This is a genomic window from Oceanobacillus sp. CF4.6, from assembly GCF_051262635.1.
Taxonomy (GTDB): domain Bacteria; phylum Bacillota; class Bacilli; order Bacillales; family Amphibacillaceae; genus Oceanobacillus.
Map to the genome: position 1 here is coordinate 395,190 of NZ_JBIMEX010000002.1, position 12,944 is coordinate 408,133.

Below are 12,944 nucleotides of genomic sequence, written 5' to 3' on the forward strand. Positions count from 1 at the left end.
ACTGCAACGAAATGGGTCGCAGAAAACATTCAAAATTATAATGGAGACCCAGAAAAAAATTGCTGTTGGAGGAGACAGTGCAGGAGGGAACCTAGCAGCTGTTGTCCCGCTAATGGCGAAAGATCGTGGCGGACCTTCGATTTCTTTACAAATTTTACTCTATCCTGGAACTGACTTTTCTATGGATTCGAACTCCTACGTAGAGAATGGTAAAGGAAATTATTTGGAAACAGCTGCCATGCAATGGTTTGCAGATCAATATTTTAATAGAGATGAAGATAAAAAGAATCCATACGCAGCACCATTACTTGCAGAAGATTTGACTGGTTTACCACCAGCTGTTGTTTTCACTGCGGAATTCGATGTACTCCGTGATGAAGGTGAAGCTTATGCCAAGCGATTAGAAGAAGCAGGCGTCGCCGTTGAACATAAACGGTTTGACGGACAAATTCATGGATTCTTTTGGATGCCTGCAATCATGGACGATGCGCATGAAGCATTAAAGATAATAAACAATGCATTGAAAAAATCAGTTCTCAGCAAAAGTTTAAAAAACAACTTGTAGAGACGTAAGCGTAAATAATCCACATCAATTTTTTAGATGTGGACTATTACGCTTACTTTTATAGTAAATATTTTTATAGCCCCTCTAATGTTATTCATTTTGATATGTTAATTTATAATAACATTAAAATATTACAGATTCATTTGGTAAATATTTATCTTCAAGTTTTGAAATTTTATCCATCCCTAGCACTTTCGTCAAATCATGATGTGTTGTTCGTGGTGTTTTCATCTCTTTAACTGATCTATTTCTACCAAGTTCTTGAAATGCTTGTGTAACAGCTTGATTCATAGCAGTAACTGAAATAAGTGCAAAATGTGCAATTTTCGGATTAATCCATTGAATCTCTTCATAAGTCAATTCTTCAAGCCATCCTACAATAACAAGTGAAACTGGACACTCTACCTCATCAACAAACCTTTTTACTTCTTCTTTATTTTTGAAAGTTTTTGAGATTGGCTGAACCAGATTAGCTCCTGCCTCATAATATAATTTCGCTCTATTTATCGCCTCATCTATATCTGTAACATCCGTACGTGCAATAATTATTGTTTCATCATTCATTTTATTTTCAGAAGCTGCTTTAATTTTTCCTACTGCTTCTTCTACTGGTATAACTGTATTTGTTTCATCGACAAGTATTGGGCACCGCTTAGGACTAATTTGATCTTCAATGATTACCCCTTCTGCGCCAGCACGTTCAAATTCATTAACCGATTTAATAATATTAATCGCATTTCCATACCCTGTATCAATATCTGCTATGATTGGCTTTGAGGAAACATAAGTCATTTTACTTACCGCTTCTACATTTTCCGTTCTAGTATAAAATTCTACATCTGGTAATCCTAGTTGTTGTGCTGATATCGCAAAACCACTAGATAGTATGGCATCTATCCCATCTATATTATTTACAATACGGGCACTTAAAGCATCGCCAACACCCGCTGTAATAATAAGTTCATCTCTTTCCATTAAATCTTTTAACGAAACTACTTTTTTGACTCTAATCATTTCTTACTCCTCCTCGTATAATATAGTTAATTAAGTAACATAAGACTGATCTACAGCATCAGTTTCTCGTTGCTTTTTATTAAATGTAATCCACACTTCTTTTGACATTATATTTTTAATTAAGGTGAAGATTATTTCGATAGCTATTCCACCAAATCCTAATGGTACTATATATAAAAATGGATAAAGGGGAAATAATATTCCAACTGCCGGAAAGGCAAAGCCAGATATTGTCCCAGTTATTGCATAAGTTAGTGTATAATACGCTACTAATATCATCAAAAGTAACTCTATTATCAGCATGGCTATGTGTAAAGTTTTTTGAATATGAATTGGAAACCTCTCGACAACCATTGAGATTCTAGGCATTACACCTGAAGAGTAAGCATATAGAATAACCGAGAATGATGCTACACTCATAAGATAATTCTGCACGATTTCATAACTCCCTGGAATTGATGTAGATGAAAAGTTCCGCATAATAACGTCAATTGTTATGAAGAATATCATTCCAAATAGTGCTATACCTGCTAAAAATAAGCTGAATTTTTTCATATACCCAAAATAATCATATATTTTATTTAATTTTTTCATTAGAATCATTCCAATCAATTAGTAGTAGAAGGTAACCAAGTAGCTATCTCAGGGAATATAATCATAATTCCACATACAACTACTGAAATCACAACTGCAAGCATAATTGCATACTTAAAAATGGCTTCTGATGATATCCCACTGGTACCCGCAATTGCATATACACTTAAGCCAACTGGAGGAGTAATTAAACCGATTGTGCTGACAATAGCTATGAAAACTCCAAACCAAAGTACATCGATTTGCATTTGCTCAATAATTGGAAGGAGAACAGGGAGCGTCATTAATATTACAGCCGCACCTTCGATGAACATAAATAAGTTGAAAAATACCACCGATAATATTAGCAAAACAATTACAGGGTATTCTAATATACCCTCGAGCAGACCTGTAATTTTTCTCGGTAACATTGAAAGAGAAACAAACCTACCAAAAATATTTGCTCCGATTAATATTAAAATAATCATCCCAGTTATTTTGGCAGTTTCTGTAACCGACGATTTAATAAAATCCCAGTTTACTTTCCCTAATACTAAAGCAGTTAATAAGCCTGTCAAAGCACCTACAGCTCCCGCTTCAGTTGGTGTGGTAAACCCAGAATAAATGCCTCCAAAAACTATAGCAAACATCGCAACACCCACAAAAAGCACGATAATTGTTCGCTTTAAACTCAACTCTCTAATTTCAGTATCAGTTTGATTACCCAACTTACGTTGATCTTTGAACATGAACAATAAGCAAACAATTAAAACGACAATCATTAATATCCCTGGAAGAATTGCACCAATAAATAATCCACTTATTGGTGTTTCAGTTATAACACCGAATAGTATTAAAATAATACTTGGAGGAATTATTCCCGAAAGAGAACCACTCGCTGCTGCAAAAGCGGCTGCTAGTGCTGGTTTATATCCATATCTAGTTAATTCTGGCACCGCGACTTGACCTAATGAGGCAGAGGTTGCTGCTCCTGACCCAGAAACAGCTCCTAAAAGTCCTCCAACTACTATAGTTAAAGCTCCAAGTACAGTTGGCTTACCTCGTGACATTTTGTAAATAATAGTGAATGCATCTTCAACTATCCCTGCTTTTAATATAAATTGCGCCATTATAATAAAAAGTGGAATCGTTGTTAGAGTATAACTAGAAATTTGTGAGAAAGGATCTTGGCTTAAGAAACCAGATATAATACCAAAACCCTCTAACAAAATTAACCCTAATATTCCGATAAGAAAAAGTATAGTATGGATATGGAACCCAGCGACTATTAATACTAGGAAAGCTATTATTATTACTGCTATTAAAGTTACATCATTCATATATTCCACTCCAAACGAATTCAATATTTCTCTTAAAGCTAATGTATCTATTCAATTTGAATTTACTCTATCTCTTTAATAGCCTGTGGTACATCTCCTCCCTGTTCAATAACAATGTCTCGCCACAGTTTAGCAATCTCAATTCCAGGTTCCCCTTGTTCATCTAATAGATCAATAAAATCAAACCAGGTTTGTTCCATCCCATTAATAAGAAGTTCTTCTACTTCTGGATTAAGTTCACTAACACTAACGAATTCAGCTCCTTCACTTTGTGTTTGTTCTACAATATCTTCTTTTCTCTCAACCCATAGTTCAGATGCTGGAACGATATTATCATTAGCAGCTTCTATCATTATTTCTTGAATATCTTCAGGAATTTCTTCCCACTGTTCATGCGTCATTGCTAAAGCTTGACTGAAATGACCCAGATTCACATCAGTTACTGTATACTTAAATAATTCTTCAAACCCATAGCCTGTCCAATCCGAGATGAAAAGGAAACTTCCATCCACAGCACCACGGCTCATTGCATCATACAAATCAAATGTCGGCATAGTTATTGAATTAGATCCTATATTTTTCGAAAAAATTTCATGAATACGTGAAGGTGTTCTTAACTGCGCCTTTTCTACATCTGAAATACTCTCAAATTTTAGACCTGTAGTTGAAATTGAGTATTCCTCCGAAATGGAAGTGGGAAGAACTTTGAGACCATGTTCATCATATTCCAATTCTGCAAAAGTTTTACCATCCTGTAATTCCACATCACTTTCTAGTAAACTTTTAAAAGACATCGAGCCAATAACGGGACTTGATTTAGTTAAAGGTAGCATACTAACTTCAGAAAGCGGGAAACTAGCTGGATCATATATTGGTAAGAGTGGTGCAGCAATGTCTATCGTTCCTAAATTTAGTGCTTCCATTTCATTCGATGCATCAACTAATTCACCTGAAGTAAATGTTTCGAATGATACCCTACCATCTGTTTCTTCAGTAACTTGTTCCATCCAAGGTACATAAAAACCTGTCCATATACCATGATTATCACTTAGTGCAGATGAAACACGAAATGTAAAAGTTTCACTACTACTATCACTAGATGTATTATCTCCAGAAGCATTTCCACTACAAGCAGCTAACACAGTAATTAGTGTAAGACCAATAACTACTATTATAATTTTTTTCATAATCTCCCTCTTTTCTTTAAATAGCAATAATGAATGACAAACAAATTAAATAGATTTCAAACGATTTTCTTTTAAATAAGTAATGATGTCACCAGCTTGAATTAAAGCTTTCGTTTTTTGAGGTATATTTTCACACTTCAAATGAACATCTTTATTACTAAAAGACAAAACTTCACTTTCCCAGTCAAATTTTACGCTATCCCATCTTTCTGCTATTTCTAAAATACCAGGACATTCTATTAACGGAAATCCATTAGTTGACTCACCACGATAAAAACCTGGAGAGAAAGATTCCGCAATTATAGCTTTTATCCCTAGGGCCCTCAATGCTCTACCAGAAGGATAATGTGGGTGCCCATATCCGAAATTTACCCCTCCCACTATTACATCGCCCTCTTTAACATTCTTTTTGAAATCGGGATCATAATTTTCCATACATATATCTTTAAGTTTTTCAATATCTTGGGTCTTCATATTATCAACACCAACAATCAAATCAATATCAAAATTTTCTTCTTTAAACACCCAAGCGACTCTACCATTAATTTCGGTAAGCATATTTTCCCCTCCTAAAGCATTGTCCTAGGATCAGTAATTTTTCCGTTAATTGCTGTAGCTGCGATAGTATATGGACTTGCGGTATATATTTCTGCCCTATTACTGCCCATCCGACCTGGTATATTTAAAGTTCCAGTAGAAACTGACTTCTCATCATCTGTAAGCGCTCCCATCTGACCGATACAAAAATCACAGGTGGAAATATTTACTAATACCCCAGCTCTAATTAATTTTTGAGTAATTCCCAATTCACTCATCTGAAGTTGTATATTCGTTGTTGTTGGAACTGCATTTAGTTTAAATCCATTAGCGACTCGTTTACCTTCTAGAATTTCAAGTGCTTGTTCAAAGTCTTTAATTCTTCCACTAGCACATGTGCCGATTAACCCATTGTTTACTTCCATTCCTATTACTTCGGAAATAGGAATCGTATTTGCAGGTGTAGGAGGCAAAACAATAATGGGTTCAACATCACCAAGACTTATTGTATATTCTTTAGAGTAATTTGCATTTTTATCTGGGTAGACATCGTCATAATCTTTCACACCATTTTCTTTTAGGTATTCGTGTGTTGCTTCGTCTGTTTCCATTACAGCTGAAATACCACCGAGAAACATTGCAAGATTACATAGAGTAAATCTCTCATCCATTTCTAGAGATTTAAGGCCTGGACCTCCATATTCAATTACACTCGACCTACAGCCTGATGCACCAAGTTGTTTTACAATTGTATGAAAGACATCTCGTGATGTAACACCTCTATTCAGTTTCCCAGTCAAATTAATACGAACTGTTGGTGGTACGACTAAGGAAACTTTTTCAGTCGCGAAAGCTTCTATCATACTATTCCTAATTCCAATCCCAATAGCACCTACTGCCCCGACCGTACTGATATGACCATCGAAATGGACGACGAAATTTCCAGGTCGTATATATCCTTTTTCCGAAATAACTTGATGTCCTATACCGTCTCCTTCATACAATTTAAATCCATATTTTTTCGCGAATCTTCTAGTAATCTGGTGAATCTTCTGTTCTTCAGGATTTCCTGCTGGGTATAGATGATCAATAAATAAGATAAATTTCTCTGGGTTCATTACCTTGTGAATATTAAGTTCTTCCATTTGTTTCTCATATCGGTCAATATATCCTGGATAATCATAGGCAGAAATAATATCAGGAGAAAAAAGTCGTTCATCACCTACTCTTACTTTCTCCCCTGAAATATTTGAAAAGACTTTTTCAGCAATTGTTTGCCCCATAAATAATCACTCCATCCCTTTTTTATTTTAAAACAAGTTATTAAGTCATCAATAGTTATAAGATTCATATTTTCCCAGAATTTTATTGTTCACATATTCTATTGACTCAATTCAATGACTTGATTTAATGACTTTGGTCAATTATAATATTAGTTAGTTTATTATGCAAGTTCTTTTTATAAAGAATTTATAAATTAGTCAGAATATTATTTGTTAAAGTGTCATCATAATATTTACTCTATCATTGTTAAAAATTCAGGGTATATTAATAGTTGACATATCATTTAAAATATAATGGGGTGGTAGGAACAATGAAAAAAAAGACTATTAAAACACGTGCATTTAAAGCGCAAGAAACAAAGACTTCATTGTATAACTCTGCAATTAGGTTATTTAAAGAAAAAGGGTTCGAAAATGTACATATAGAGGAAATCACAGAAATGGCTGGTACTTCTAAAGGAAGTTTTTATACTTATTTCAAATCAAAAGATGATGTTATCATAGAGCACTACAATCAAATCGATGATGTATACGAGGAAGTATCCAATCACCTTTCGAATGTTGCACTTAAAGAACAAATTTATAAAGTATTACACGCAGGTTTTCAATTCTGTGACGATATCGGATATGAATTCTTATCCATCGTTCTTTCAAGTCAATTATCCAAAAATGAAAAAGAATCACTTGTAATAAATAAAGATAGAAGATTATATAAAATTATGATTAATATTTTCCAACAAGCAGAACAGTCTGGTCAGTTTTCACCAAAGAAACCAATTGGATACTATGTGCAATCAATTCTTACTTACTATAGAGGCCTATATCTAGACTTTTGTCTCTTAAAAGATCCAGAGTTAAAACTCAGTAATTATGGTAGAGAATCGATGAAATTATTTATTGAACAGCTTACTGCTTATACGAATAAAACGAGTTGATGATGAAAAAGTTAAAAATCACAACTAATTAAAAATGAGTAATTACGGAGTAAATAGCCATTCGAACCGGTCAATTGTTGACAGGAGACTTTCACTCCATTAGATTTTAACTTTGACGGTTGCTCCGTGATAGACATCCCAAACGTCAATTATGTTAAAAAGCTAGCCCTATACAAAGAAAAAAACAACTAAAGATGGAGCTACTGTGGCACTTAATGAGAAATCGATCAGAGTTACGTAGATATTGCCGACCAGATAACCAAGCCTCTTCTAGGCATTACTGGAAAGTATGATGAAGCCACGATCAATTTTCAGACATCTCAAAAATATGTAACATACAGAAGCACGAATACTGCTCATATGTGATTAATAGAAATTGCAAAAGTGTTTTTATTACATGCTACACCTTGGCTAAACCAAAAGTCTATGTAATTCGATGGTTAACATGCATAACAATTAAAAAGCTGCAAAGAGATTAGAAACTCTTTGCAGCTTTTTTTATACTTTTATATCTTTTAAAATTTCCTGCGTATGCTCTCCCAGTTTTGGTGCTACAGTTCGAATTTCTCCTGGAGTTTCTGATAACTTAATAGGTATACCAATTTGTTTAATTTTACCTAGGGTTTGATGTTCTACTTCCTTAATCATTTCACGGGCAATAACTTGTGGATCTTCCATCATTTCTTCAAAAGTTAAAATTGGTGCAACACATGTATCATACGTTGAAAAGATTTCGTCCCACTCTGCCTGTGTTTTCTCTATGAGTTTTTGTTGAATTTCATATTTCATACGGTATTGTTCTTCCAGCGGTGCATCCAATTGAGAAATTAAATCTTTTCTTTCAATTGCATTACAAAATTCCTCCCAAAACTTCGGTTCAAGGGAACCTACAGATAAGTATTTATTATCTTTTGTTTTGTAAACACCATAGCAAGCTTTCCCACCACTCAAAGTAAGTTCGCCTCTTTTTGGTAATTCTTTAGTAGCTATATAATCCGGCAATGTCGTTTGCAACCAAGGAATGATATTATCCATCATTGCAATATCTACAACTTGTCCTTTACCTGATTTATCCTTATCCATTAATGCTAGTAAAATACCAATTATTGCAGGAAGCGCGCCACCTCCGATATCAGCGACCTGGACTGCCGGAACAACTGGGTCTCCATCCCTTTCTCCCATTATATCTAATAGACCTGCATAACTCATATAATTAATATCATGACCTGGTTTCTCGACATATGGACCTGTTTGCCCATAGCCAGTAATTGCACAGTATATAATAGAAGGATTTATTTCCTTTAATTTCTCGTAACCGATTCCAAGTCTGTCCATTACACCTGGACGGAATGATTCTACTACAACATCTGTAGACTCTACTAACTTTAAAAAGGCAGCTTTCCCTTCCTCAGACTTCAAATTTATTGCAACACTTTTTTTATTACGATTTAAAGAATGAAAAAAAGCACTATTTTCATCTATCTTTGGTTCCTGAAATCTGACATAATCACCTAGCTGAGGTTCTTCAATTTTAATAACTTCTGCTCCAAAGTCTGCTAATACCATTGTACAATATGGACCCGGTAATAGCCTTGTTAGATCAAGTACTCGTATTGATTTTAATGGCATCTCACTTTCCCCTCTCTCCTTTTTCGAAATGATTAGTTCTCAATCTAATCTTTCAATAATTGTAGCGTTTGCCATACCATGTCCTTCACACATGGTTTGCAGGCCATATCTCGTACCCGTACGCTCTAACTCATGTAACATCGTAATCATTAAGCGTCCGCCACTAGCACCAAGTGGATGACCCAAGGCTATCGCACCACCATTTGGATTTAATTTCTTAGGATCTGCTCCTGTTTCTTTTAACCATCCTAATGGTACAGGGGCAAAAGCTTCATTTACTTCAAAAATATCAATGTCGCCAATTGATAACCCGGCTTTTTCCAGTACTTTTTTAGTTGCTGGAATAGGTCCATCCAACATTAAGGTCGGATCAGAACCAACTACGGATCGAGCAAGCACACGAAAACGGGGTTTTAAACCAAGCTCTTCTGCCTTTTCACGAGACATTAATAATAAAGCAGATGCGCCATCGCTAATTTGACTAGAGTTACCTGGTGTAATTGCCCCATCATCTTTGAACGCTGTTTTTAAGGTAGCCAGTTTTTCCAGACTTGTATTTTCTCGTGGTCCCTCGTCATCCTTGAGCAGTTTCTTCGTACCATCAGGCATTGTTACTTCCAAAGGCATGATTTCTCGTTCAAAGCGACCTTCCTTTATTGCCTGAAGTGCTTTTTGGTGGCTTGCGAGAGAAAATTCATCTAATTGTTCACGCGTCAATCCCCATTTTTCTACTAATCTTTCCGCAGATAATCCTTGATTAATAATTTCATATTTAGAAGTTAATGAATTTGCTAATTCTGCCCCTTGCATATTTGAAAACATCGGTACTCTTGACATGTTTTCTATTCCACCAGCAACCACGACGTCCATATCTCCACTGATAATTGCTTGTGCTGCAAAATGAACTGCCTGCTGACTTGAACCACATTGGCGGTCGATTGTAGTACCTGGTACATGTACTGGATACCCAGCAATTAGCGCTGCTTGTCTTGCAATATCGAATGCTTGTTCAGAAACCTGACTTACACAGCCTAGGATCACGTCTTCTACTAGTTCCGCTGAGATACCAGCGCGTTTTATTACTTCTTCTAGCGGTTTTGCAGCTAAATCCTCTGCACGTATACCACTTAATGCTCCATTACGTTTCCCTACTGGTGTTCTAACCGCTTCAACAATAACTGCTTCACGCATCATCATTTTCCTCTCCATTTTAAGATTTATTTTATTTTGGTTGCATTCGGATAGCGCCATCTAAGCGAATGACTTCTCCGTTTAACATCGGATTTTCAATGATACTCTTTACAAGTAATCCATACTCACTTGGTTCACCTAATCTAGGTGGAAACGGTGTCATCTCCTCTAATGCATTGATTACTTTATCAGGTAATGTTGCAAACAATGGTGTTTTAAATAGTCCAGGTGCTATCGTCATCACACGAATTCCTGAACTCGCCAAATCTCTAGCAATAGGCAAAGTCATACCAACAATTCCACCTTTTGAAGCACTATATGCAGCCTGTCCCATTTGTCCATCAAATGCCGCAACAGATGCTGTATTAATGATAACGCCTCTTTCATTTTCTTCATTTGGTGTGTTTTCACTCATTTTCTCTGCAGCATAACGAATAACATTAAAAGTTCCAATCAAATTAATCTGGATTACTCTCGTAAATGAGTCTAAATCATGCACTCCTTTCCTTCCAACTACTTTCCTAGACAAACCGATACCAGCACAATTAACAGTAATATTGATTTTCCCAAAAGACTCTACCGCCTCGTTCAATGCTGCTTGAACACTCTCTTCATCCGTTACATCTGTCTTCACATATAGAGCATTTTCCCCAAGCTCTTCCGCTAGACTTATACCTCTGTCTTCTTGTAAATCTGCAATAACTGCTTTTCCACCATTTGAAATGATATTTCTTACTGTTGCTTCACCTAATCCTGAGGCTCCACCTGTTACAAATGCAATACTTGAATCTAATTTCATTTTTTCCTCTCCTTATCTATTTAATTTTAAAAAAAACCATTTAAAGTGCTTATTATTCAAAATTAAACTTTTAGTTCAAAAAAATGACATAAAAATACCGATACAAAATAAAAACGTGAAATATTCTATCGCATCCTAATAAATCTTCTCGCTGAAGAATTATCGATATAATACAATCTACACAAACACAATTCATACTTCCAGTACTAAATCTATTTCAAATATCCGCCATCTACTGGTATTACAGCACCCGTTGTAAAACTCGCTGCATCAGATGCAAGGTAAAGAACAATACCAACGATTTCATGAGGCTCTCCACCACGGTTAAGAAAAGATTCTTGTTCAATTTTTTTCAAAGCACTTTCATCCCAAGCCTTCGAAATGTCTGTTAAAAACGGACCTGGCATCACACTATTTACACGAACATTTGGACCATACGTTTTTGCCATAGCAAGGGACAATGTATTTAAACCAGCTTTTGCGGCAGCATACGGTACTTCTTTTGGTGTTGGGTTCGTTGCTGCTGTACTACTAATATTGATAATCGAGCCGCCGTCACTTTCATACATTTTTTGACCAATAAGTGAAGATAATCGGAATGGACCCTTTAAATTGATTGCCAATACGCTATCCCACAGTTTTTCATTTACATCCGCTAGCGAGTCATAAAGCGGTGATTTCCCTGCATTATTGACAAGAATATCGACTTTATTAAACTCCTTATAAACATCTTCCACAAGCTGATTAATATCTTCCCACCTGCCTGTATGACAAGAATAGGCAAGTGCACGTCTCCCAAGTGCTTCAACCTCTGCAGCGACTTCCTGACAAGCTTCAAGCGTCCGACTTACAATAATTACATCTGCCCCTGCTTTTGCAAAGGCAATTGCCATTTCTTTCCCTAGGCCCCTACTACCACCCGTAATAAGTGCTGTTTTTCCTTCGAGTGAATATAATTTTTCAACCGATTCCACACTCTTCACCTCACATATCATTATTTTGACTTTATTTCTACTTCAAAGGTACCTGACATCTTTACTTCATCCTGTAAATTACTAGCAAGCACTTCCCCCACTAATATATGATCATTCCTTATTTCTATTACTGTTCCTGTTATCTGAATAGATTCTCCAGGTCGAGTCATACCCTTAAAGCGAACACTGAATTTTTTTAGTTTTTTTCTAGGAAACCATTTTGTTATTTCTCTAGAAGCGATTCCCATTATTAACATGCCATGTGCAATTACACCAGTACCAGCTTTTTCACCAACTTCTTCAACAGTATGCAGTGGGTTAAAATCACCCGATGCGCCTGCATATTTAACTAATTGGACTCTAGTAATTTCATCTGATTTTATTACCGGAAATGCATCACCAATTTTATACTCCTTTCTCATCGTAAACTCCCTCCCTTTAGTGCCTATGAATAATCACTTCTTTTGAAAGCGCGGCCAATTCGTCACTCTGGTTTATGTATGAATTTTCTGTTGTAATAATATCCATTAAACCAGTGGAACCTTTCTTTAATTCTGCACCCGTTATTTTCGAAGTAACTGTGAGCACATCATCTACATAAATGTCTTTTAAATATGCATACTCCTGTTGCCCATGAAGTACATTAACAAAATTAAGTTGAAGGATGTTTACCTTCTCCTCAAAATTAAGTCCTCCAAAACAGTCAACAGCAGTTAAAAAAGTAGGTGGAATCGGAATCCCTTCGTACCCATTATTCTTAGCGAATTCAAGATCTTGATATATCAAGTTATCATCACCAATTGCTCGAGCAAATTCTTTTATTTTCCCATGTTCTACTTTAAAAGTATAGGTTTCAAATTCCATTCCAATAATCTTATCAATGCTGCTTTTCATAATACCCTCCTTCCAAAATTGTT

14 protein-coding genes are annotated in these 12,944 nt (G+C 35.7%); 2 read left to right on the forward strand and 12 right to left on the reverse strand.

Features of this window, described 5'->3' with window-relative positions; translation table 11 throughout:
- The first annotated feature begins 40 nt into the window (after nt 1–40).
- The gene (locus tag ACHABU_RS05525) at nt 41–565 is read left to right on the forward strand and encodes an alpha/beta hydrolase (RefSeq protein ID WP_435763148.1); all 525 of its coding nucleotides are present in this window, start codon (nt 41–43) and stop codon (nt 563–565) included.
- Between the two features lie 123 nt (nt 566–688).
- Here ACHABU_RS05525 and ACHABU_RS05530 read toward each other — a convergent pair whose 3' ends face one another.
- From ACHABU_RS05530 to ACHABU_RS05555, 6 genes are all read right to left on the reverse strand, one after another.
- Nucleotides 689–1,579 carry an isocitrate lyase/PEP mutase family protein gene (locus ACHABU_RS05530; protein ID WP_435763151.1) on the reverse strand — a complete coding sequence of 297 codons (891 nt, stop codon included), beginning with the start codon at nt 1,577–1,579 and terminating at the stop codon, nt 689–691.
- A 30-nt stretch (nt 1,580–1,609) separates the two neighbouring features.
- Nucleotides 1,610–2,173, reverse strand: coding sequence for a TRAP transporter small permease (locus tag ACHABU_RS05535; RefSeq protein WP_435763153.1), 564 nt, complete (start codon nt 2,171–2,173; stop codon nt 1,610–1,612).
- A 14-nt stretch (nt 2,174–2,187) separates the two neighbouring features.
- Nucleotides 2,188–3,492, reverse strand: a complete 1,305-nt coding sequence (locus ACHABU_RS05540) for a TRAP transporter large permease (RefSeq protein WP_435763155.1) — start codon at nt 3,490–3,492, stop codon at nt 2,188–2,190.
- Nucleotides 3,493–3,554: 62 nt separating this feature from the next.
- Complete coding sequence (gene dctP, locus ACHABU_RS05545) at nt 3,555–4,679, reverse strand: TRAP transporter substrate-binding protein DctP (RefSeq protein WP_435763158.1); 1,125 nt, start codon at nt 4,677–4,679, stop codon at nt 3,555–3,557.
- 45 nt (nt 4,680–4,724) lie between these two features.
- Nucleotides 4,725–5,237: a 3-isopropylmalate dehydratase gene (locus ACHABU_RS05550; protein WP_435763160.1), complete on the reverse strand. Its 513-nt coding sequence runs from the start codon at nt 5,235–5,237 to the stop codon at nt 4,725–4,727.
- A gap of 11 nt (nt 5,238–5,248) precedes the next feature.
- Nucleotides 5,249–6,499, reverse strand: coding sequence for a 3-isopropylmalate dehydratase large subunit (locus ACHABU_RS05555; RefSeq protein WP_435763163.1), 1,251 nt, complete (start codon nt 6,497–6,499; stop codon nt 5,249–5,251).
- A 311-nt stretch (nt 6,500–6,810) separates the two neighbouring features.
- On the opposite strand from ACHABU_RS05555, the gene ACHABU_RS05560 reads away from it, so the two are divergent.
- A complete protein-coding gene (locus tag ACHABU_RS05560) occupies nt 6,811–7,434 on the forward strand; it encodes a TetR/AcrR family transcriptional regulator (protein ID WP_435763165.1) in 624 nt (207 codons plus the stop codon).
- A 498-nt stretch (nt 7,435–7,932) separates the two neighbouring features.
- Here the strand turns inward: ACHABU_RS05560 and ACHABU_RS05565 are convergent, their stop codons facing one another.
- The 6 genes from ACHABU_RS05565 to ACHABU_RS05590 all read right to left on the reverse strand — a co-directional run bounded on the left by ACHABU_RS05565 (nt 7,933) and on the right by ACHABU_RS05590 (nt 12,921).
- Nucleotides 7,933–9,063: a CaiB/BaiF CoA transferase family protein gene (locus tag ACHABU_RS05565; protein WP_435763167.1), complete on the reverse strand. Its 1,131-nt coding sequence runs from the start codon at nt 9,061–9,063 to the stop codon at nt 7,933–7,935.
- Nucleotides 9,064–9,102: 39 nt separating this feature from the next.
- Nucleotides 9,103–10,254 carry a thiolase family protein gene (locus ACHABU_RS05570; RefSeq protein WP_435763682.1) on the reverse strand — a complete coding sequence of 384 codons (1,152 nt, stop codon included), beginning with the start codon at nt 10,252–10,254 and terminating at the stop codon, nt 9,103–9,105.
- A 31-nt stretch (nt 10,255–10,285) separates the two neighbouring features.
- A complete protein-coding gene (locus ACHABU_RS05575) occupies nt 10,286–11,053 on the reverse strand; it encodes a 3-hydroxyacyl-CoA dehydrogenase (RefSeq protein WP_435763169.1) in 768 nt (255 codons plus the stop codon).
- Nucleotides 11,054–11,265: 212 nt separating this feature from the next.
- Nucleotides 11,266–12,027 carry an SDR family NAD(P)-dependent oxidoreductase gene (locus ACHABU_RS05580; protein ID WP_435763171.1) on the reverse strand — a complete coding sequence of 254 codons (762 nt, stop codon included), beginning with the start codon at nt 12,025–12,027 and terminating at the stop codon, nt 11,266–11,268.
- 20 nt (nt 12,028–12,047) lie between these two features.
- A complete protein-coding gene (locus tag ACHABU_RS05585; protein WP_435763173.1) occupies nt 12,048–12,449 on the reverse strand; it encodes a MaoC/PaaZ C-terminal domain-containing protein in 402 nt (133 codons plus the stop codon).
- A gap of 16 nt (nt 12,450–12,465) precedes the next feature.
- Nucleotides 12,466–12,921 (reverse strand): FAS1-like dehydratase domain-containing protein, encoded by a 456-nt coding sequence (locus ACHABU_RS05590; protein ID WP_435763175.1) that lies wholly within the window; start codon nt 12,919–12,921, stop codon nt 12,466–12,468.
- Nucleotides 12,922–12,944 lie beyond the last annotated feature (23 nt).

Excerpts from the sequence above, each read along its gene's own strand:
- ACHABU_RS05560 (WP_435763165.1), top strand. The coding sequence starts at position 6,811 with ATGAAAAAAAAGACTATTAAAACACGTGCATTTAAAGCGCAAGAAACA.
- ACHABU_RS05540 (WP_435763155.1), bottom strand. The coding sequence starts at position 3,492 with ATGAATGATGTAACTTTAATAGCAGTAATAATAATAGCTTTCCTAGTA.
- ACHABU_RS05530 (WP_435763151.1), bottom strand. The coding sequence starts at position 1,579 with ATGATTAGAGTCAAAAAAGTAGTTTCGTTAAAAGATTTAATGGAAAGA.
- ACHABU_RS05555 (WP_435763163.1), bottom strand. The coding sequence starts at position 6,499 with ATGGGGCAAACAATTGCTGAAAAAGTCTTTTCAAATATTTCAGGGGAG.
- ACHABU_RS05525 (WP_435763148.1), top strand. The coding sequence starts at position 41 with ATGGAGACCCAGAAAAAAATTGCTGTTGGAGGAGACAGTGCAGGAGGG.
- ACHABU_RS05565 (WP_435763167.1), bottom strand. The coding sequence starts at position 9,063 with ATGCCATTAAAATCAATACGAGTACTTGATCTAACAAGGCTATTACCG.
- ACHABU_RS05575 (WP_435763169.1), bottom strand. The coding sequence starts at position 11,053 with ATGAAATTAGATTCAAGTATTGCATTTGTAACAGGTGGAGCCTCAGGA.
- ACHABU_RS05585 (WP_435763173.1), bottom strand. The coding sequence starts at position 12,449 with ATGAGAAAGGAGTATAAAATTGGTGATGCATTTCCGGTAATAAAATCA.
- ACHABU_RS05535 (WP_435763153.1), bottom strand. The coding sequence starts at position 2,173 with ATGAAAAAATTAAATAAAATATATGATTATTTTGGGTATATGAAAAAA.
- ACHABU_RS05550 (WP_435763160.1), bottom strand. The coding sequence starts at position 5,237 with ATGCTTACCGAAATTAATGGTAGAGTCGCTTGGGTGTTTAAAGAAGAA.
- dctP (WP_435763158.1), bottom strand. The coding sequence starts at position 4,679 with ATGAAAAAAATTATAATAGTAGTTATTGGTCTTACACTAATTACTGTG.
- ACHABU_RS05590 (WP_435763175.1), bottom strand. The coding sequence starts at position 12,921 with ATGAAAAGCAGCATTGATAAGATTATTGGAATGGAATTTGAAACCTAT.
- ACHABU_RS05570 (WP_435763682.1), bottom strand. The coding sequence starts at position 10,254 with ATGCGTGAAGCAGTTATTGTTGAAGCGGTTAGAACACCAGTAGGGAAA.